The sequence below is a fragment of the Paenibacillus sp. J2R1T-4 genome (assembly GCF_059692235.1).
Window position 1 is genome coordinate 42,578 of record NZ_JCAUBA010000016.1, and the last position, 19,742, is coordinate 62,319.

Annotated in this window: 20 protein-coding genes; 5 read left to right on the plus strand and 15 right to left on the minus strand. The window is 47.5% G+C overall.

From position 1 onward, the window contains the following. Positions 1–3: 3 nt before the first annotated feature. The 15 genes from AC58QD_RS23235 to AC58QD_RS23305 form a co-directional block, all read right to left on the minus strand. Positions 4–882: an alpha-D-ribose 1-methylphosphonate 5-phosphate C-P-lyase PhnJ gene (locus AC58QD_RS23235; RefSeq protein ID WP_497337488.1), complete on the minus strand. Its 879-nt coding sequence runs from the start codon at positions 880–882 to the stop codon at positions 4–6. After that, a complete protein-coding gene (locus tag AC58QD_RS23240) occupies positions 827–2,020 on the minus strand; it encodes a carbon-phosphorus lyase complex subunit PhnI (RefSeq protein ID WP_497337392.1) in 1,194 nt (397 codons plus the stop codon). The genes AC58QD_RS23235 and AC58QD_RS23240 overlap by 56 nt, the downstream gene beginning before the upstream one ends. Position 2,021: 1 nt before the next feature. Then, positions 2,022–2,648 carry a phosphonate C-P lyase system protein PhnH gene (phnH, locus tag AC58QD_RS23245; RefSeq protein ID WP_497337393.1) on the minus strand — a complete coding sequence of 209 codons (627 nt, stop codon included), beginning with the start codon at positions 2,646–2,648 and terminating at the stop codon, positions 2,022–2,024. Beyond that, the gene (phnG, locus tag AC58QD_RS23250) at positions 2,635–3,087 is read right to left on the minus strand and encodes a phosphonate C-P lyase system protein PhnG (protein WP_497337394.1); all 453 of its coding nucleotides are present in this window, start codon (positions 3,085–3,087) and stop codon (positions 2,635–2,637) included. Before phnG ends, phnH begins: the two co-directional genes overlap by 14 nt. Before the next feature lies 1 nt (position 3,088). Beyond that, positions 3,089–3,928 (minus strand): phosphonate ABC transporter, permease protein PhnE, encoded by an 840-nt coding sequence (gene phnE, locus AC58QD_RS23255; protein ID WP_497337395.1) that lies wholly within the window; start codon positions 3,926–3,928, stop codon positions 3,089–3,091. Beyond that, entirely contained in the window at positions 3,925–4,713 is a 789-nt protein-coding gene (phnE, locus tag AC58QD_RS23260) for a phosphonate ABC transporter, permease protein PhnE (RefSeq protein WP_497337396.1), read from the minus strand. Before phnE (AC58QD_RS23260) ends, phnE (AC58QD_RS23255) begins: the two co-directional genes overlap by 4 nt. A gap of 23 nt (positions 4,714–4,736) precedes the next feature. Further along, positions 4,737–5,480 (minus strand): phosphonate ABC transporter ATP-binding protein, encoded by a 744-nt coding sequence (gene phnC / locus AC58QD_RS23265; protein WP_497337397.1) that lies wholly within the window; start codon positions 5,478–5,480, stop codon positions 4,737–4,739. 25 nt (positions 5,481–5,505) lie between these two features. Next, positions 5,506–6,489 (minus strand): phosphate/phosphite/phosphonate ABC transporter substrate-binding protein, encoded by a 984-nt coding sequence (gene phnD, locus AC58QD_RS23270; RefSeq protein WP_497337398.1) that lies wholly within the window; start codon positions 6,487–6,489, stop codon positions 5,506–5,508. Positions 6,490–6,511: 22 nt separating this feature from the next. After that, entirely contained in the window at positions 6,512–7,249 is a 738-nt protein-coding gene (locus AC58QD_RS23275; RefSeq protein ID WP_497337399.1) for a GntR family transcriptional regulator, read from the minus strand. Positions 7,250–7,404: 155 nt separating this feature from the next. After that, on the minus strand, positions 7,405–8,052 hold the full coding sequence (locus AC58QD_RS23280) for a DapH/DapD/GlmU-related protein (protein WP_497337400.1): 648 nt from the start codon (positions 8,050–8,052) through the stop codon (positions 7,405–7,407). A gap of 98 nt (positions 8,053–8,150) precedes the next feature. After that, the gene (locus AC58QD_RS23285) at positions 8,151–8,687 is read right to left on the minus strand and encodes a methylated-DNA--[protein]-cysteine S-methyltransferase (RefSeq protein WP_497337401.1); all 537 of its coding nucleotides are present in this window, start codon (positions 8,685–8,687) and stop codon (positions 8,151–8,153) included. Between the two features lie 34 nt (positions 8,688–8,721). Continuing rightward, positions 8,722–9,297, minus strand: coding sequence for a bifunctional transcriptional activator/DNA repair enzyme AdaA (locus tag AC58QD_RS23290; protein ID WP_497337402.1), 576 nt, complete (start codon positions 9,295–9,297; stop codon positions 8,722–8,724). A gap of 195 nt (positions 9,298–9,492) precedes the next feature. Then, positions 9,493–11,436 carry an ATP-dependent DNA helicase gene (locus AC58QD_RS23295; RefSeq protein ID WP_497337403.1) on the minus strand — a complete coding sequence of 648 codons (1,944 nt, stop codon included), beginning with the start codon at positions 11,434–11,436 and terminating at the stop codon, positions 9,493–9,495. Between the two features lie 112 nt (positions 11,437–11,548). Next, entirely contained in the window at positions 11,549–11,821 is a 273-nt protein-coding gene (locus AC58QD_RS23300; RefSeq protein WP_497337404.1) for a DUF1294 domain-containing protein, read from the minus strand. Positions 11,822–11,831: 10 nt separating this feature from the next. Then, positions 11,832–12,839 (minus strand): hydroxyacid dehydrogenase, encoded by a 1,008-nt coding sequence (locus tag AC58QD_RS23305; RefSeq protein WP_497337405.1) that lies wholly within the window; start codon positions 12,837–12,839, stop codon positions 11,832–11,834. Between the two features lie 264 nt (positions 12,840–13,103). Between AC58QD_RS23305 and AC58QD_RS23310 the strand changes: the two genes are divergently transcribed. From AC58QD_RS23310 to AC58QD_RS23330, 5 genes are all read left to right on the plus strand, one after another. Beyond that, the gene (locus AC58QD_RS23310; RefSeq protein WP_497337406.1) at positions 13,104–14,438 is read left to right on the plus strand and encodes an ABC transporter substrate-binding protein; all 1,335 of its coding nucleotides are present in this window, start codon (positions 13,104–13,106) and stop codon (positions 14,436–14,438) included. 109 nt (positions 14,439–14,547) lie between these two features. Further along, positions 14,548–15,426: a carbohydrate ABC transporter permease gene (locus AC58QD_RS23315; RefSeq protein ID WP_497337407.1), complete on the plus strand. Its 879-nt coding sequence runs from the start codon at positions 14,548–14,550 to the stop codon at positions 15,424–15,426. A gap of 3 nt (positions 15,427–15,429) precedes the next feature. Continuing rightward, the gene (locus tag AC58QD_RS23320) at positions 15,430–16,242 is read left to right on the plus strand and encodes a carbohydrate ABC transporter permease (protein ID WP_497337408.1); all 813 of its coding nucleotides are present in this window, start codon (positions 15,430–15,432) and stop codon (positions 16,240–16,242) included. A 36-nt stretch (positions 16,243–16,278) separates the two neighbouring features. Continuing rightward, the gene (locus AC58QD_RS23325) at positions 16,279–18,042 is read left to right on the plus strand and encodes a sensor histidine kinase (RefSeq protein WP_497337409.1); all 1,764 of its coding nucleotides are present in this window, start codon (positions 16,279–16,281) and stop codon (positions 18,040–18,042) included. Beyond that, positions 18,039–19,655, plus strand: a complete 1,617-nt coding sequence (locus tag AC58QD_RS23330; protein ID WP_497337410.1) for a response regulator — start codon at positions 18,039–18,041, stop codon at positions 19,653–19,655. Before AC58QD_RS23325 ends, AC58QD_RS23330 begins: the two co-directional genes overlap by 4 nt. The last annotated feature ends 87 nt before the right edge of the window (positions 19,656–19,742 follow it).

Here is a 19,742-nt window from a genome sequence, read left to right on the forward strand (position 1 = left end):
GGGTTACCCCCTCCTCTTCTGCTGTTCTTTGCAATAAGCTGTATCGGAGCATTGATATACGGTAACTCCTGATGCTTCTTCCGTAACCTCATCGAGGAACGTATCGGCATTGAGGCAATGACGGCAGCATTTTCCTTTGAAGGTCTCGACTGTGAATGGATAATCCTCGAATTGGAGCGGAGTTACATTCGTATAGGGCGGGATCGCATATAGCTTCTTCTCGCGGCCAGCCCCGAATAATGAGAGATGATCACTTTGATGCAGCTTCTCCGTATCCCAACGAGGGATCGGACTTGGCGCCATAATATATCGATCATGAACCATAACCGGATAGTCTGCCCCCAGTGTGATGCTGCCCCATTTCACTATACTTTCGTACAACGTTAACCACATCGCGCTATAGTCCATCTCGGCATGACGTATTCTCGTCATCTCTTCGCGAGGCTCGACCTTGCGTAATGGTTCTGGTTGCGGAACTTGCAGCACCAGGATCTGATTAGGAAGCAGCTTCTCTTCAGGTATCCGATGACGGGATTGGATGATTGTAGCTTCTGCAGTCTGCTCCGTAGTTGTAATTCCGCTAGTCTCTTCAACCAATCTGCGGATACTGACGGCGTTGACGCTATCGTCGTTGCCTTGGTCAATGACTTTCAGAACATCTTGCTGGCCCAGGAGAGATAGCGTGAGCTGCAAGCCGCCGGTTCCCCAGCCTCTTCCGATTGGCATCTCTCTGGATGCGAATGCGACCTGGTATCCTGGAATAGCAACAGCCTTCAATGATTTGCGGCGAATTTCCCGCTTCGAGCCCTCGTCCAGAAAAGCGAAGTTATACGCCGTTGTGCTGAAGGTCCTTTGATTCGGCTTCTTCACGGTTAGTTCCATCTGCTGCATGCTGCTCTTCCTCCTTCTTGTTCTTCGCTTTCTCCTGTTGATTCACTTGGACTTTGCGGATCTGATCGAGCGACGATTGGAATGTAATATAATGAGGTAGTTTCAAATGGGAGACGAATCCGTTGGATTCAACGGAATCGATATGCGTCAGCACGAACTCTTCATCCTGTGCCGGCGCTGTGCCTTCTGTCTCCAAGCTGCGCTCGAGAATAGCCATGGAAATTCCTTTCACCTCGTTCTGACCGAAGCAAAGTCCGTACCCTAGCAAGAACTGCACATCTCCAGACTTCGTATCCTGCTTGAAGGAATTAATCGTTTCTACTTCAGTCAGCATCATTTCCCCGATATAGATTGGGTCATCTTCTCCATCCTGACTATAAGGATGTGGGATATGGACCGCTGAGTATCCTACGCGAAGCTCGCCCACTGTCGGGTGCACGACACCGTAACCGCGCATACTGCTGTAAGCGAGTGCCGTCATGGCCCCCGTTTCACCGCGAGCCAGAGTCTGCAAGCGCGCCGCTCTTGTAGAGGGAATCGTCATCTTCTGCCTCGTAATATCAAAGGGCTCTTCTTGTCCCGTTGCTTGCGAATTCGTAATCTTTGCCATAAGTCCTTGATCTCTTAACAAATCGGCTACTTTCTTCAATGTAAGGCTGCCATCTTGGGGAACGGCCTCTTCTGTAAATTGGTTGGCAAAAGCAACCATCTCTTCATCCCCCTCATGACGCAGGGAAAAGTTCAACATGCGATGTGTATAATCATAAGTCGGTCCAAGGATCTGGCCTCCAGGAACATCCCGGAAGGAGGAAGAGATTCGGCGAATAACACGCATATCAGCAGGCTCTACCGTTAAGGAATAATGATTCCTTGGCAATGTCGAACGGTAGGCTCGTAACAAGAAAGCCGCCTCTGCCGGATCGCCTTCTGCTTGCTTTAATGCAATCGCTGCATACTCGGGGGCATAGATCCCGCCTTCCCCCATAACCCGATCGACTAACAAGCGAAGCTGGTTCTCGATCAGCTCAATATCGATACTTTGTGTCGATCCCTTTACTCGATAATATTGGACCAGACTATTCGCTTCTGCGATCGCTTCTTGACCGCCGGTAACCGCTACGTATGCCATCTTAGAGACACGCCTCCTTCATGATCGTAGTTCTAGGCAATGCCGTCATGTTCCCGTTCTCTGTGAACAGCACTATGTCTACGCCCATAGGGTATTCGGCATTTACCTTAGCACGTTCATCCACCCAAGCCTTCGACAGTCCTTGCACACATAACGTGCAGCTATCTTTGATCCCCGGGCCTGTGAGTGTCCAGCAGCCTTCCTCGTTTCCCGCAGCTTCAAGTGTATCAACCAAAATGAATATTGTTGCGCCGCCTTCTGGACGGATCAACGTGCCTTTGTTCACTTTTGCGAACAAGTCTACAATCTCATCTTCATTTCTTTGACCATCCGCAAAAATGTAGTCCGCCTCAGCTGCTGTTTGAACACGGCTAAAGGTCAGCATACGGATATAAGCTTCCAGATTTGAACGGTCTTCCATCTCAACGGAGAAGCTTACCTCCCCATCCAGCAATGTGAACGCATAACAAGCAATCATCGCTTGCAAGGGAGAAGTGTCGGCAGCTCGGGCGCTTACTGCATGGATGCTGCTTATCTGACCAGGCCTGGACATGGCATCCAACAGCTGTCGATAGATGAATTGCGTATCATGTACACGATCGAATGGCCGTTCTTTAACGTTTGGCATTGTACTCCTCCATGGTGTCAAAGTTAACTTTCGTTCTCATGGCTTGCGAATACTCGAGCCTATGACGGGCCGTGATCTGTTCCTCTTCCGCCTGAAGCTCCACATACCAGGACTCTGTTTCGGGCAGCTTGGCATGAAAAGCCGCATCTACAACAGCTAACTGGTAAGCTTTCTCGGGATGTTCTCCCATCAGAGCACCGAATCCATACACTCCATCAATCGAAATGGTGCATTCCGTAACCAACACCTCACCCAAGTAGAAAGGCTGCCCGGATACCGAGTCCTTTGCTTTGGTCATAACGAGACTTTTCTCAGGCGGCTTCACTTCTGTTACTTCATAGCGCTGTTCGATCTGCTCACATAACCGCTGCAGCAAATCAGGATTACCTTCTATCAGAATCCGCGAAATTTGCGATTTTTTCATTATGACTGCACCCATATCAGGCCCTCCTGCGGATTTTCGTTTTTAACCGATTGCTGACATACTCAACGCTGAATACCATCACGAAAATGATCAGAGCCACGAATCCTACGGTATCGAACTCGTAAGCTCTCATCGCATTGGAGATTTCCCATCCGATCCCACCAGCGCCGACAGCCCCAAGAATGACCGACTCCCCGATATCAATTTCCAGACGGAACACGCTCCAGGCCAAGAAAGAAGTAAACACACTGGGAAGCACACCTTGCGCCATAATTTGCAGCCAACCGGCTCCTGTAGCCCGCATCGCCTCCAACACGCCGTCATCCACTTCTTCAATCGATTGCGAGAATACTTTGACCAACATCCCAACTGCATGGACTCCAATGGCCAGAATACCGGGAAAAGGCCCAAGCCCCACCGCAACGATAAAAATTAAAGCCCACACCAGCGTAGGAACCGCTCGGAGAAAGGAAGCGATTGCCTTGACGGTATAAGATGTCTTCGGAGACACATTCTCTGCTGCCAGAAACGATAGAAAGAATGCGATCACAACAGCCATCACTGTTCCTACAATGGCTACTTGCAGAGTAACGACTCCTGCTGACAGTATTTCTTTCCAATCCGATACATTCGGAGGGAACATTTTGGTGAACGAACCTATAAACGTCAACGTCCCTTGAAAAATTTTGTAGTAATCAAAGTTCAGCTTCACCAGGCAAAAGATAAAGAAAATCGCTCCAAAAATGGCCGCGCCTACTAATAGTGGATCTCTTCTTGGCTTACGAGGAAAATCGCCTAATCCCGGTCGATGGATGTCCGCAAGCTTGCCTGCGGTTTGAGTCCATTCTGTACTCATAGAATTCGCTCCCTTATTTTACTAGTCGTCCATTCTGTCATGATTACGATCAAGATGACCATGATGATGGCCAGGCTGACCTCCTGGTATTGAAACAGCTTGATCCCTTTTTGAATGGCGAACCCAAGTCCGCCTCCGCCGACCATCCCGATAATCGTGGAGGCTCGAATATTCAGCTCCAGCTTATACAGGGACCAGCCAACGAAGCCAGGCATGAACTGCGGCATAACCGCTTGCCCGAGCACCTGACCATAGGAGGCGCCTGTAGCTCTTACCGCTTCAACCTGACCCATATCGATTTCTTCCAGCACTTCCGCGTAAGCCCTCGTTAATGTCCCGATTGAGGTCAGGATCAGCGCAATACAGCCAACGGTAGTCCCTAGTCCATAGGCAAACACAAGCAGGATAGCCCAGATCAGTGTAGGGATATTGCGCATAACCGAACATATCGCTCTTACTCCGACTTGGATCCATTTGCTAGGAGCCGTTGTCGTTGCCGCGAAAAAGGCTAATATCATGGACAACACAGCACCTACAACCATAGCGACAAAGCTGATATAGATCGTATCTAGCGCCGGTCCGATCAGCTTGCCGATCTTGGTGAAGTCTGGAGGCAGGAAATCGAACACAATAAATCGGAATATCTCGGCTCCCCCTATAGAAAGCTCGATTAACGAGAAACCCGTTTCCATTGCCGACCATACCGAGATGGCTACGATTGCTGCTACAAGCAGCCAGGACTGCAGCTTCTTCTGCCGTTGCAATTCCTTCAACCGATCTTCCATGATTCCGCGCAGCTCCTCTTGGATTATTTCTGGTATATTTGATGAATCGCTTCGTCTGACAGCTCAGCAGGCTTGCCGTCGAATGCCACTGTTCCCTTATGAATCCCGATAATACGAGTTGCATATTTCTTAGCTACTTCCACCTGATGCAGATTGACCACACAAGTAATTCCGTCTTCCTGACATATCGTGTGAAGATGCGTCATGATGGTCTCCGAAGTCACAGGGTCCAGACTAGCAATCGGTTCATCCGCCAGAATTAATTGGGGCTTCTGGGAAAGTGCTCGCGCGATCCCTACGCGCTGCTGTTGACCGCCGCTGAGCTCATCTGCACGCTTATAGATTTGTTGATTCAAGCCTAGACGGCTTAATATTTTCTTAGCCTCTTCGATATCATGCTTGGAATATATGCCAAGCGTTCCGGTTAGAGGATTCATGTAACCAAGACGTCCGTGCAGCACATTTTTGAGGACGGATACACGCTCTATTAGATTGAAGCTTTGGAAGATCATGCCTACTTCACGGCGCAGCTTCCTGACTTCCCGGTTATTCGCCTTGGTCGCATCGAGGTTATTGAACAGGATTGAACCGTCCGAGGGCTGAACCAAGCGATTGATACAGCGCAGCAATGTGCTTTTCCCCGCTCCGCTCGAACCGATCACAACTACGAATTCTCCGCGATCTACTTTGAAATCCACCTTTTGCAAGGCAGTTGTGCCGTCACTATATACTTTTCTTAGATTACGGATTTCCAATAAAGCAGCCATTCCAGCATTCACCCTACCTTCTCTACTATTTCAGCAATTGCTCGGGGCTCATATTAAGCGCCTTGGCCGTATCTTTGACTACTTGATAGTCTTTGTCTTGAATCGGGAAGAACCGTTGTGTTCCATTTGCGAAGAATCCTGGCTCTGCGCCTTGATTATGGTAATCGAACATGAAGGCTTTGATCTTCTCTACTAATTCTGCAGGCAGATCATTCCGATACGTGAAAGGGCTAGTGGGGATCGGATCGGATTTCGCAATAATCCGGAAGTCGGACTCTTTTACCAAGCCTGCATCGATAACTTTCTTAATACATGTGTCACACACTCCAGCGCCATCTGCTGTTTTCTTGGCAACCGCGAGAATCGACTTGTCATGCCCGCCCGAGAACGACAGATTAGAGAAATAAGTCTCAACATCCTCTGTCTTGATGCCTAGCTTATTGATAAATATGGCACGCGGGAACAAATGACCGGAGGTAGAGGCAGGGTCTGCGAAAAGAAACGTTTTCCCTTTCAAATCTTCCAGCTTCTGTGCCTTGGAATCCGCTGGAACTACTATCAGACTGTGATAGAAAGCTGCTTCGAGGCTTGTTGCTTTGACAGCAAAGGGAATGGCGCCGCTTCGTTCAGCCGCGATGATATAGGAGAAAGGTCCGAATGAAGCAATATCAATCTTCTTCGTGCGCATGGCTTCAATAACGGCTGTGTAGTCATCTCCTACGAATAGCTCTGTCTTCAACCCCGTTGCTTTTCCTAAGTCCTCAACAAACTTCTTATTTCCGCGGGATAGCTTGCCTTCTTCTTCACCTGGCAGTACACCTACACGCAGAACCTCAGGCATCTTCGGGGCTTCGGTTGCTTGAGCGGATGGATTAGGGCCTGCGCCAACTGCTTTTGTTGTTTGTCCGCTTCCACCGCAGCCTGACGCGAGTACAGCTAATCCAGCTATCATTAGAACGGCAACGCTTTTTTTCCAGACGGGCAATGTCAATCCTGGCTTGCTGATCATTTTCAATTCCTCCACCTTTTTATTATTCGAATTGGATTGATACTCGGCACAGATCTCCTCGATACTTGGCTGATGTATACTCGACTAGCCGCATATCGCCATCTCTCATCACACTCTCAATGTGCAGCAAATTCGTATTCGGAGAGATTTGCAAATACCGCGCTTCCTCTGCTGTTGGATAAGTAGCCTGAAAGGTCGACCATATTCGGTGCAGCTGCACATCGTACACACCTTCAAGCATCTCGTAAAGCGAGCCTAATGAGTGGGTATTCGTCAGCAGCTCTGGAAAGTATTTGACAGGAAGCCATGTGATGTTCCACGTTAGCGGTATACTGTCGGCGTAACGCAATATTTCTAATCGGAAGGCTTCTTCATCCGGATTAAGCTGGAGTCCGGCGGCAATAACTATAGGTGGAATCAGCTTTTCTTGTCTTAACAGCTTCGACATAGGTGTGCACCCGAGCAAAGCTATTACATTGGAATACCTCATGCTTGGCGTAATCGTATATTGAAGATCAAGCGGTTTCTCACAAACATAATGACCTTTTCCCTGATGGGATCGAATGACACCTGTGTGCAGAAGAATATCCAAAGCTTGTCTGATCGTATAACGATTCTCTCGAAAACGATTGCACAACTGCGCTTCTGAAGGAAGACGTTCATCTCTTTTGTAAGTTCCGTTTCCAATTTCGGTTTGAAGTGTATCTGCAATTTCCAGGTAACGGGGAGTAGCTTTCTGTATGTCTGACTCCCTCATCATACTTATCACCTCCAAGGCTTAAGTCTATTTCTCGCTTGATTTCAAAGTAACTTGTCGACATCAGGGCAGTGTTAACGAGAAGTGTAGAAAATATTAAGAAAATTCATAATTGCAAGAAAAAACACTTCTCTACTCTCGTAGAAAAGTGTTAAGGGTCATACATTATGGTGTCTCTGCGTGAGAAACGTATCTAACTCGTTTAATTCTCCGAATCTAGCATTCAACATTTCTCGTGACCAATCCCACCAAGCAATATCCATTAATTGACGGGCGACTTCGCGGGTAAATCTTTCTTTGATCGGCTTGGCTGGCACGCCTGCTACAACCATGTAAGGCTCCACATCCTTGGTCACTACTGCCCCTGAGCCGACCACAGCTCCTGTACCAATCGTGACACCAGGCATGATGGTTGCTCCATGGCCGATCCATACATCGTTGCCAATCGAAACCTTGTGGGATCTTCTCCATTCGAAGAATTCCGTATCATCAGACTCATCGAACTGATAGGAGGCTCTGCGATACGTTGCATGATGTTGCGTCACTCTCCACATCGGATGATTCCCCGGATTGATGCATACATGGGAAGCAATCGAGCAGAACTTGCCGATCTCGGTATAATTGATCTGAACCTCATCCACACAGTAGCTGTAGTCGCCAAACGTGACTTCATTCAATCGGCTCCTCGCTCCAATTGCGGTCCACTCGCCCATGTACGTTTTGTGCAGGGTTGCTGTATCATGTATGCTCGGTTCGATTGTTAAAGACTTCTTCTTGGTCTCCATATGAATATATGTGAAGGCCACTTGGAATCATCTCCTTTTGAGTCGAGTCGTCAGGATGATTCCAGTATAACTTGTCGATATGTTGACGGAGTTAAGATCTGGATAAGATTGTGTAAAGTTTACAAACTGCCCTCGAGTTGAAGAAGCTTCGTCTTGACAGGCATTCCGCCGCGATAACCCGTTAGCGCGCCGCTCTTCCCAATGACCCGATGACAGGGAACGACGATCAACAATGGATTGGCGCCTATAGCTGCCCCTACTGCACGAGAAGCAGTCGGTCTTCCAATCGAATTAGCGAGATCCGAGTACGTATGTGTTGAGCCGTGCGGGAGCTTGCCTAGCTCTGCCCACACCGATTGCTGGAATTCTGTGCCGCTGCTCAAGTCCAGAGTAAGCTCGAATTCCTTTCGTTTGCCTTCAAAATATTGCGTGAGCTGCTGGACATACGGGGTTAAGCCGTCATCATTTTGCACCATGCGATGCTTGGGATAATGACGCTGCAGCCAACTGCTCATGATATCGAAAGAAGCATCAGGTGTGTTCACATAACAAAGGCCGCGGCTAGTTGCTGCTATATACATTTGCCACTGGCTCCACTTGAACTGCGTCCAGCTTATTTGTTCCTGTTCTTGCACAGTTTGGATGGTGCTGCTCATGATCTCAAACCTCCTTATTATTCTCCGCTTCTATTCACACATCGGCTGCTTTAAGCGTGTTATTCCGGTAATCACTAGGCGTCATCCCCGTCTTTTTGTGGAACAAAGTCGCGAAGTAAGCTGAATTAGGAAAGCCTACCCTCTTGGCTATTTCTGAGACGGTTAGGTGGCTCGACTCCGAAAGTATTCTTCTGGCTTCCCTTAGACGAATCTTCTGAATATATTCTAACGGGGTCTCTCCTTGAATCCGCTTGAACATGCGGTGCAAATGGTACGGACTTGCATGAATCGCATCGGCAAGCACTTGCAGTGTTAGAGGCTCCCCATACCGCTCTTCTATAAACTGGATCAACTGCTGCACCCATTCCTCATCAGGTAACCGCATGTTGTCCGGCTTGCACCGCTTGCATGGACGGAAGCTATCCGCCAGTGCCTGCTCCGCATTCTCGAACAAATTCACATGTTCTATATTGGGATTTTTCGATTTGCACGAGGGTCTGCAAAAGATTCCAGTCGTCCTTACCCCATAGTAAAATCGTCCATCATAGGCTGAATCGTTGCGAATAATAGCTTGCCACAGTTCATCGGTCATTTTGATGCTAGTAGGCATTGGAACCACCTCCAAATTCAGTATACCCATATAACGCCGGAGGGGGAAAGTGTCAGGAATGGGAGAGCAAGATTACGAAAGGGTCCAGTTCGTTTGCTTGTCTGTTACTGCTCAGGTACTGTGGAGATCAGTTAGCCAGTTTTACTTATAAAAAAAGAACACTACCTCTATAGGCAGTGCCCTCTCACAACCTAATTAAATCCCTTCAAGCTTAACGCCCTTCGGAAGCACTGCGTCTACATGCTTACGCACCGGATGTCCATCCCGCAGCTCTTCACTCAAGATCGCTACCATACCGCTATCCTCGCGGGAACGGATTAACCGTCCCATCCCTTGCCTCAGACGCAGCAGCATATAAGGCAGATCCACCTCTTCAAAAGGTTCGGAAGTATCTTTGCGTTTGGACATAAACACTGGATCGCGCGGCGGATAAGGTAAGGACCACACAATAACATTGGACAAGGATGGACCTGGAACGTCCAACCCTTCCCACAGGCTAACCGCACACAACACGCTCTGCTCATCCTGTTGGAAATCCGAGATCAAGCGGCTAATCTCCCGATCGCCTTCGTATAAGAACCGCATCCATGAGCATTCCTTAACCTTCACAATTTCCTGTTTGAATTGCAGCAGCTCTTCTTTTGACGGGAACAGCAGCAGCGCTCTTCCTTCAGATCGTTGGAGCAGCCCAACTGCAGCTTTCATTTTCTCCTCGAAGGAAACAGCATTCAACCATTCAGGTGCCAAAGCTTTCATCTGCGTTTCGTAATCGTAAGGAGACTCAACGGAGAACGACAAGTACTTGTCAATCCCCAGACTGTCTGCCACATAATCGAAGGACCCCTCTACAGAAAGTGTAGCTGAGGAGAACACGATCGGCATTCGCAAAGAAAACACCCGCTCCTTCAAGACTTCCTTTACGGTTCTAGGCATAATCGCTAGAGTAAGTCCTTCCTCGCTTTCCGTCGCCCAGCAGATTAACCGATTCGGCTGATCGAACAGGCTAAGCGATTTCTGCAGCATCTCGATATGCTCTTCTACAATGCGCAGCTGATAATCGTTTAATGTATATAGCTCACTTTCGAATACCAGTTCTTCTTCTATTGCCGTAAGAATGGAACGGAAGCGGCGAACCTCCTTGAGCAGGGAATCGTTCAAAGTAATCTGCTTCCGCTCCGATCCTGGGATTGCTTCACACTGATGCTCCAACACCTGGAACATCGCTTCACTTTGATCGATCGCTTCATCTATAAGAACTGCCAAAGATTCTCGAATCTGCCCTTGCAGCAGTCGAACGATAATCGTTTCAAAAGCAGCATGCTTCAGCTTATACGTTAACGCCTTTTGAGCAGCTGGCTCGAGTAGGTGCCCCTCATCGAAAATAACTGCGCAATGGTCTGGCAACAACGGCAGCTGCCCCTCACGTTTCCGTCCTTCATATGTCCATACATGCTCCATATAAAAGTCATGCGAACAAATAATCAGCTCACTCGACTTCCGATAATGATCACGCGATAAGGTTTGGCCGCAGCGATGGCGCTTGTCGCATACAAAACAGTCCTGAAAGCTGTCCCAACTGATCTGATTCCACTGCGAATCATTCAGATCCGGATACTGTTTACGATCACCGTACGCATGGAAGGACTGCAGCGCTTCAGGGGTACGCACGAACTTAGGTAATCCTTCATAAATATCGTCAAACTGCTCTTCATCCCCTCGGCCTCTGGCATCATCCAGCTTCACAAGGCAAAGGTAGTTGTCTTGCGACTTACCCAATCTCGCATCGATCGATAGCTCCAAATGACGAATAAGCTTGGCAATATCACCCTCAGGTTTAACTAACTGCTCGATCAGTGACTCATCCGCACAAGCAATCACTGCCGGCTTCCTCGTATATCTGGCATAACAAATCGCATATAACAAATAAACTAAAGTCTTCCCGGTTCCCACACCTGCTTCTGCGAAGATCGTCTGTTTCTCGGCAAACGCCCGTTCCAGCTGAAACGCCATGAAAATCTGCTCATCACGTACTTCGAACCCATGCTCTGGCAAAATGTCGTAAAACACGTCAGCGATCCACTCACCAAGCTGTTGGGTGAAAGGTTGAGAGGGTAGATAGGAAAAAGGATAACGCTCCAAATAAGCTGCCTCCATACAATCATAGTATAACTATTTATTATCCCATTGTTCTAGCAAAAACACAATGTTTGACCAGCCCTAACTAACAGCCACCCCAACAAAAAAGACCCCTTTAAGAAAAGGGGTAGGTCAAAAGAAAAATAACCACAACAACATTTAAAACAAATAACAATGGAATCCCCACCGTGAAGGAATTGTGCATGGTTTTATGACGCCATAATCGCATCCCGATCCAGATGCCGGCTGCACCTCCCGCAAGGGCGGTTAGAAAAAGGCGTCTCTCCGGTATTCGTCGTTCTCTCTGTTTGGCCAAGTTCTTATCAACGCCCATCACGGCAAACCCGGCAAAGTTAAGTATCAATAAGTACACAATAATAAATTCCATTACGCATCACTCACTTCGGTGTTAATATGGCGAACTTTTCCTTCGTGATCCTGCCTTCCAGCGGTTCCCCGCGAAGCATCCGAATGAGATCATCAATGACCGTCTCGCCCAATTTGGATTTCCAATAGCCGGACAAGGCTCCAATATGAGGGGAACACAATGCATTTGGCAGCTGAAGCAGCGGATGATCGGCAGGTACGGGCTCCGTATCGAAGACGTCCAGCGCTGCGAATATACGTCCTGATTGCAATTCCTCCAACAGAGCTTGCTCCTGCACGATCGGTCCTCTCGCAGTATTGACGAGTAATGCTCCGTCACGCATCAGCTTGAGCTGTTCCCGCCCAATCATGCCCCGCGTCTGGGCCGTTAACGTATTGTGCAGCGATACAATCGAGCTTCTCCGCAGCAATTCATCCAACCCGCATTTCTCTATTCCAAGTTGTTCTGCTTCATCGTCCGGACAGTTGCGGGAATACATCAGCACCGTAACGTTGAAGGGCTTCAACAGGCGGATCAATTCCTTGGATATTTCTCCATACCCGATTAATCCAATCGTTTGGCCATATAAGCCTAGGACGGTCTCTTCCGAGTTATTCCTCCAATGTCCGCGCTGCAGCTGATCTGTATAAGTTCTCAGGTTCCATGCTCCCGCCATCATCAACATCATGGTTAGCTCAGCAGTAGAGCGCGCAAGCGCATAATTAGCGTTCGTCACCATAATTACTGGTTCACGGTCGAATATATTAGGTTCTACAATCGGCACGACGGTTCCTGCTGCATGTCCTACATACTTCAGTCTGGAAGCTCTGGCAAGCACTTTCTCTGTAAGCTTCGGCGAGCCCCATGTGGTTATAACGGCATCATATCGAGCAATCTGCTCGGTCAACATCTCTGAGGTGAACGCTTCCCCTTCGGGTACCCAATCAACATCGGATACAGAGGCAAGCTTATTTAATGCTTCTTCGCTGAATAAAGTTCGGCGGAAATCCCGATTTGCAACAGTAATCAAGGTGCGCATGACTCTATTTCCTCCTTTAAGTTGCCTCTAGTCTAAGCTGATTTAAGCATACAGACGGTGCTCAGCTCGCGTCAACCATGTCGTCCATTTTCCCTGCTGCTTGTACAACATGACGTCGGAACGTTGCAATTGCATTCTTTAATCATACAAAAAATGCTTCAGTTAAGGTTAGTGATCTTTATTTTTAGTTATTTCAGGGAAATATAACTTCAAGTAATCTGAATGAAGTACACAATAACTATTCGTTTTCCAGGGAGGTCCACAATGAAAAAGATATCCAAAAGATGGTTGGGGGCAGGTATGTCCGTTCTATTGGCCGCTACTATGGTCGCTGGCTGTGCTACAAAAACAACGCCGGACACCAATCAGGGCGCAGGTGCAGGCGCTGCCGCGAAACCGTTTGAAGGGAAAACCATCTCTTTAGTAACCGCTAACCATCCTTGGGGAGAGGCCATCAAGCCTTTGCTGCCCGAATTTGAAGCCGCTACAGGGATAAAGGTCAAGGTTGAGAGCTTCTTCGAAGATCAACTGACGCAAAAGCTGACCGTGCAATTCACTTCCGGATCAGCAACGCCAGACGTATTCATGTACCGTCCTTTGCAGGAAGGAAAGCTATTCTTTAAGAACGGCTGGGTAGCGCCTCTTGATGCGTATTCCACCAAAGATGCCAAATATGATTTCAACGACTTCTCCAAATCCGCTATAGGTTCTACGACTGTAGACGGCAAATTGGCAGGCATTCCGATTATTACCGAGCAGGAAATCTTGTATTACCGTAAAGATCTGCTGCAAAAAGCAAACATAGCCGTACCGAAGACGTTAGACGAACTAGTCGCAGCTGTAAAGAAACTGCATGATCCTACTAATGAGATGTATGGATTCGTAGCCAGAGGCCAGCGTTCGCCGCTCGTCACCCAAGTCTCTTCGTTCCTTTACTCGGAAGGCGCAGACTTCACCCAAGGAGACAAGGCGATGATCAATACGCCGGAAGCCGTCAAAGCTTTTACAACTTACGGTACATTGCTTAAAGACTACGGTCCTCCAGGAGTACTGAACATGTCCTGGCCACAAGCTTTCGGTATTTTCGCTCAAGGGAAAATCGCCTTCTTAACTGATGCTAACTCGCTCTACGGTAACGTGACGGATCCGACCAAATCCAAAGTGTCCGATCAAGTTGGATTCGCTGTATTCCCTAGCGGCAAATCGGGCTCCAAGCCTTACAGTATCACATCTTGGGGTCTCGCAATGAACTCCAAAGCGGCAAACAAAGACGCGGCATGGGAATTTATCAAATGGGCTTCGAGTAAAGAAATCGTGTTGAAAACACAAGCTAAAGGAAACCCGGGAGCTCGCGCTTCAGCATGGGATACACCGGAAGGCACGCAAGGCTTCCCTGCAGAGCTTGTCCCGGTTATTAAAGAAAGCTCCAAAATCGGTGTTGACCATGATCGCCCGGTAGTCATCAGTGTTGGTGAAGCTCGTGACGCGGTCGGTGAGATCGTGCAAAAGGTAATGTCCGGCGATCCAAACATCCAAGGGGTTGCTGATAAGGCCAATGCCGCACTGCAGGCGATTATGGACAAAGATAAAGGTAAATAAGAACAGCTCTCTCGAATAACTTCTGGCTTATCTCCGTCAAAAGGGCCATTCAAATGGCCCTTTTGACGATCATCCAGAACTACACATCATAATGGGAAGGTGAGTCTCCTTGCAATTTAGCTGGTTTGACCGAAATCTGAAATGGATCTACACGCTTCCTGCCGTTTTGTTCGTGCTGCTCATGATGGTTTTTCCGATCATATACACAGTTAGAATCAGCTTCTATGAATGGAGCATGTCTGCAACGACACCTCCTTTGTTTGTGGGGCTTGCGAATTATATCGCACTCTTCAATGACACCCGCTTCTGGCATGCGGTGGGATCGACCTTTTATTTTACAGGGGCAGCACTGGTGGTCGAAGTTGTCCTTGGGGTTGCCATTGCCGTGTTACTGTCACGGAACTTTCGCGGCAAAAACTTTGTAAAGACGATATTCCTGCTTCCTATGGTAGCAACTCCTGTGGCCATGGGTCTCGTATGGATGTTGATTTATGAGCCTACGATCGGTGTCGCCAATCAGTTTCTTAACGCGCTCGGGTTCAAACCTTTGCTCTGGCTTGCTTCGGAGAATCAAGTTATTCCTTCCTTAATCATTATCGACGTATGGGAATGGACCCCTATGATCGCTCTAATCGTTATGGCTGGTATGGCCACACTGCCCTCTGACCCCTATGAGGCGGCTGATGTGGATGGCGCAAGCGCCTGGCGGAAATTCGTCTCCATTACTCTGCCTCTGCTGCGTCCAACTATTCTGGTAGCAGCTATGCTAAGGCTTATAGACGTTCTCAAAACGTTCGACATTATTTATGCCACTACGCAAGGCGGACCTAACTTCGCCTCCGAAACACTCAATTTGTACGGGTATGTGCTTGGGTTCCAGTATTTCAAGCTGGGCATGGCCTCTTCCCTGCTAGTGCTGTTCTTTCTTCTTGTGATGGCTCTGACGTTATTTATGATTTGGATGCGCAAACGATTGGAGGCGGCTTAACCGATGAAAAAAAATAGATCTCGATGGATAATGGCTCTTGTCACGTTAGTCGTCCTCTTGGCATTTGCTTTTCCATTCATATGGATGCTGCTGGCATCATTCAAAACCCAGTCGCAGATTATGTCTACGGGCCAGTTCTTTACTTTCAAACCGACGACACATAACTATACGAGTGTATTCCAGGAATATGAGTTCATGAAGTACATCTGGAACAGCTTTCTCGTTGCTTTTGGTTCGACGGTATTCTCCTTGCTGCTTGGACTTCCTGCTGCATACGCAATCGCCAGACATGGCTTGCACAAGCTGGGACTAGTTATTCTCGTAGCCAGAATTATTCCCGGGATTACATTTCTGATCCCCTGGTTCATCCTGTTCTCCAAGATTCAATTGGTGGACACATACACAGCGTTAATTCTGAGCCATATGCTTGTAGGGCTGCCCTTCATTATCTGGATCATGATCTCTTTCTTCGAGGCGCTTCCAAAAGAAATCGAAGAAGCTGGATTAATTGATGGCTGTACCCATCATCAAGTGTTCTTGCGGGTCATTATGCCGATTTCCGGACCTGGCGTCATAACCTCGTCATTGCTGTCGTTCATCTTTTCCTGGAACAACTTCATGTTCTCCGTTATTCTGGCTGGCGACAAAACAAAGACACTGCCAATCGCGGTATTCAACTTCATGTCTTACTCCGAAATCAACTGGGGTGCACTCATGGCGGCGGCATGTATTATTACACTTCCCGTGCTGATCATTGCCTTGTTAGCTCAAAGGTATGTAGTAAGCGGACTCTCGGCGGGCGCTGTCAAAGGATAAGCATCTGTGCTTGTTTAGATGAAAGGTGATCGGACGATGACGTTCAAATTGAATATATTCAGCAGAATTCTGATCCTGGTGATCCTTCTGCTTATTCCGATTCTCCTGTTGTACAGTTATTCCAACTTCATCACGAAGAATGTTGTTCAGGATCAAATTCAGACCTCCAATCTAAATCAACTTACTTTCTTTATGCATCAATTGGATTCCGAAATGGAACGTTTGTCTATGTTTCCAGTCATTCTCGGGAATGATCCTCATATTCGAGAATTTATTGATCAATTAGACATCTATCCAACCGACCGGCTAAAAGCGGAATCCCGCATAACCGAGAAGCTTAGTCTACAGAGCGTATCCAGCGGATGGTCGAATGAGCTTACTTTGATCATGCCTAGAGAAAAGAAAGTACTGTCTTCCAGCATTTATGTGAATGGTGCAACCAGTTGGCCATGGGCGAGTAGAATTCGAAAAATATGGACATTCGAAGAGTCAGCAGCGGCAAACCAAACTCCCCGATTTGTCAGGGAGATCAGCGAGCCGGCAGTTGCAACTCAGTTTGATCAGGCGCATACGGTTTTTCAAGTAAACTTTCCCGTACAGAATATTAAGGATCTGCTTGATGTCTATAAGCAGGACAAACAGAGCGATCCTTTTTTATATCATGATCAATGGGCGCCGATCCGAGGGAACACCTCTCTCGAAGATGCTGCATTACCGATCATTAGCAGCCTTCGCGCCAGAAGTACCCCTATGGAGGAAGCAGGACAGGAGAAAGTAAGGATCGACAAGCAGGATTATTTGATCAGCTACATCAAGTCTGAGCAGTTAGGCTGGTATCTGGTTGATTATGTGCCAGTTCAGAAAATAATGGCGCCCATCACCACGACCAGCAATTTATTCTACGTTTCTACCCTGATGCTGTTGTTGATGAGTGTTATTGCTTCCTTCCTGCTCTATCGAAATGTGCAAATCCCGATTCTTAAGATGATACGCAGCATTCATCGAATGGAAAGGGGAGATCTTTCGGCTCGGATTGAGTATCGCTCCAAGAATGAATTCGACTATTTGATTCTGCGGTTTAATGAAATGGCGGAACGAATACAGGTGCTTGTCGAAGATGTGTATGTCGAGAAAATTCGCTCTAGAGAAGCAACTGTGAAACAATTGCAATCTCAAATCAATCCCCATTTCCTGTATAACTCTTTGTTTTTCATCATTAACTCTTCTATGCTCGAGGATAATGAATCCGTTGCGGCTATGGCTCAAAACCTGGCTGAATATTACCGCTACACAACACGAGTGGAGAAACAGACCGTACCGCTCAAAGAAGAGTTGGAATTTGTCAGGCATTATTTGAACATCCAGAACCTTCGAATGCATCGATTGGAATATGAGATTTCGGTTCCCGATGAGATGCTCGACGAGCAGGTCCCTCGACTGATCATACAACCTCTAGTGGAGAATGCGATTATCCACGGCATTGAACACCGCAGAGGTGATGGACGCATCACCATTAAGGGCGAACAAGACGCATGGTCCAATCGGATTATTGTTCAAGATAACGGAGCAGGCCTGACTGATGAAGGACTCCGACAGCTTCGCTCCCAATTGGCGAGCGCTATGACCGATGAGATTGGCTGCGGTACTTGGAATGTACATCATAGGCTGCTATTCCAATTCGGAGAACATTCTGGCCTTACCTTCGAGAACGTCCCTGATGGAGGACTGAAAGCTGTGTTGACTTGGAACCGTCACTCTGCACAGGCGTCACAATCCATCCAAGGAGGTGAATCACGATGATTCAACTTTTGATTGTGGATGATGAGGTTCATGTAGTCGAACGTCTCTCCTCTACGATTAACTGGCAACAAGTCGGTATTGAACAAGTATATAGCGCTTATTCAGGTATTGAGGCGCTGAACATCCTGGAAAAAACGTCCATCGATATCGTCCTTACAGATATTCGCATGCCCGAGATGTCAGGGATTGAGCTCATTAGTGAAATCAATCGGCGGTGGCCAAAAACGAAATGTGTCTTGCTTTCCGGTTTCTCGGATTTCAATTACGCGAAGGAAGCCATTCTACAGAAGACGGAAGATTATTTGCTAAAGCCGGTAACGGAGCATGATCTACTTACAACCATTCAGCGGATCATCGATAAGCTTACTGAAGAATGGAACGAGGTCGTTTCCAAGCAGCGCCTTCTATATACGTTCAAGGAGAATCTTCCCTTGCTCCGCGGAAACTTACTGAACGATTTGCTCCAGGGACGCCAATTCCAGGAAGCTTCCCTCCGGGAAAAAATGCAGATGATGGGGCTTCCAGATTTCATAAGCCAATCTGCTGTTGTTATGGTAATTCGGCTCGAAGCAAATTTCCTGGATTTCGATCCGTACAGCTTGTCCTTATTGGAATATGCGATCAGCAACATGGTTGAAGAGCTGTTCGCTCATAAATTCGACAGCTGGCATACAAAGGATGTGCATGATTATTTAATCTTCGTTATGAAGCTCAAACAAGATGCACCGATTCCTGAAGCTACTTCCGAATTTGAGCGTACCGCCTCTCAACTGCAGTTAGCCGTGAAGAATGTTTTGAAGGGGAGTATTTCCATCCTGATCAGCAATTGGGGCCAATTCCCGAATGATCTGACAGCGCTGTATAACAAGTCGGTAAAAGCGTTCCGTAACCGCATTGGAAGCGAGCACGAGCTTTTCATGCGTCTGGAAGAGGGGGAAGAGCCGACTGCTGTTCCTTCTTTGCAAAGTCTGTATGAGCCTCCCACCCTACATCATCTTCTCGAGGCTACTCGTTGGGCAGATATTGAAGTCAAGCTTCATGCTATTTTTGATGAAATCGAGGCCAAGCATAATGAATCGCAAGAGCATCTGCTTGAAGCTTATTTTACAATCGCATCGTCTTTTACCTATATTGCACATAAGAATGGTCGTCAATTGTATGAATTGATTGGAGCGGAGTACGACAGAATGATAGAAGGCGGCCCTTTTCGTTCCGTTAGTCAATTGAGAGACTGGTCGCTGCGTGCGCTGAAGATTTTGAGAGAAGACATGGACCAGGAGACCAAGAACTCCCGCCGTTCGCTTATTAATGAGATCCGTTCTTTTGTTGAGCGCCATATCTCAGATGATGTTTCCCTGCAGTCGATTGCGGATCATGTCTACCTCCACCCAGTCTATGTTTCTAAGATCTATAAGCTGGAGACCGGTATAAATCTTAGCGAATATGTGCTGAGCACGCGGATGAACAAAGCAGAGTACTTACTTAAGCATAGTCAGGATAAAATATATGAAATCGCAGCCCACCTCGGGTATCAGCGACCTCATTCATTCAATCACGCCTTCAAGAAATATTGCGGGATGACCCCTCAAGAATACAGAGATTTATATTCCTAATTCAACATAAATGATGTAATAATTAAAAGGACATCTGACGGAGTTAAACAGCCAGAAAAAGTACGACCAGTAGAAGGGAGCAAATCA

What these genes read in the sequence shown, in the direction of transcription:
- AC58QD_RS23235 (WP_497337488.1), bottom strand. Translation starts at nt 882, where the DNA reads ATGGAACTAACCGTGAAGAAGCCGAATCAAAGGACCTTCAGCACAACG.
- AC58QD_RS23240 (WP_497337392.1), bottom strand. Translation starts at nt 2,020, where the DNA reads ATGGCATACGTAGCGGTTACCGGCGGTCAAGAAGCGATCGCAGAAGCG.
- phnH (WP_497337393.1), bottom strand. Translation starts at nt 2,648, where the DNA reads ATGCCAAACGTTAAAGAACGGCCATTCGATCGTGTACATGATACGCAA.
- phnG (WP_497337394.1), bottom strand. Translation starts at nt 3,087, where the DNA reads ATGGGTGCAGTCATAATGAAAAAATCGCAAATTTCGCGGATTCTGATA.
- phnE (WP_497337395.1), bottom strand. Translation starts at nt 3,928, where the DNA reads ATGAGTACAGAATGGACTCAAACCGCAGGCAAGCTTGCGGACATCCAT.
- phnE (WP_497337396.1), bottom strand. Translation starts at nt 4,713, where the DNA reads ATGGAAGATCGGTTGAAGGAATTGCAACGGCAGAAGAAGCTGCAGTCC.
- phnC (WP_497337397.1), bottom strand. Translation starts at nt 5,480, where the DNA reads ATGGCTGCTTTATTGGAAATCCGTAATCTAAGAAAAGTATATAGTGAC.
- phnD (WP_497337398.1), bottom strand. Translation starts at nt 6,489, where the DNA reads ATGATCAGCAAGCCAGGATTGACATTGCCCGTCTGGAAAAAAAGCGTT.
- AC58QD_RS23275 (WP_497337399.1), bottom strand. Translation starts at nt 7,249, where the DNA reads ATGATGAGGGAGTCAGACATACAGAAAGCTACTCCCCGTTACCTGGAA.
- AC58QD_RS23285 (WP_497337401.1), bottom strand. Translation starts at nt 8,687, where the DNA reads ATGAGCAGCACCATCCAAACTGTGCAAGAACAGGAACAAATAAGCTGG.
- AC58QD_RS23290 (WP_497337402.1), bottom strand. Translation starts at nt 9,297, where the DNA reads ATGCCTACTAGCATCAAAATGACCGATGAACTGTGGCAAGCTATTATT.
- AC58QD_RS23300 (WP_497337404.1), bottom strand. Translation starts at nt 11,821, where the DNA reads ATGGAATTTATTATTGTGTACTTATTGATACTTAACTTTGCCGGGTTT.
- AC58QD_RS23305 (WP_497337405.1), bottom strand. Translation starts at nt 12,839, where the DNA reads ATGCGCACCTTGATTACTGTTGCAAATCGGGATTTCCGCCGAACTTTA.
- AC58QD_RS23310 (WP_497337406.1), top strand. Translation starts at nt 13,104, where the DNA reads ATGAAAAAGATATCCAAAAGATGGTTGGGGGCAGGTATGTCCGTTCTA.
- AC58QD_RS23320 (WP_497337408.1), top strand. Translation starts at nt 15,430, where the DNA reads ATGAAAAAAAATAGATCTCGATGGATAATGGCTCTTGTCACGTTAGTC.
- AC58QD_RS23325 (WP_497337409.1), top strand. Translation starts at nt 16,279, where the DNA reads ATGACGTTCAAATTGAATATATTCAGCAGAATTCTGATCCTGGTGATC.
- AC58QD_RS23330 (WP_497337410.1), top strand. Translation starts at nt 18,039, where the DNA reads ATGATTCAACTTTTGATTGTGGATGATGAGGTTCATGTAGTCGAACGT.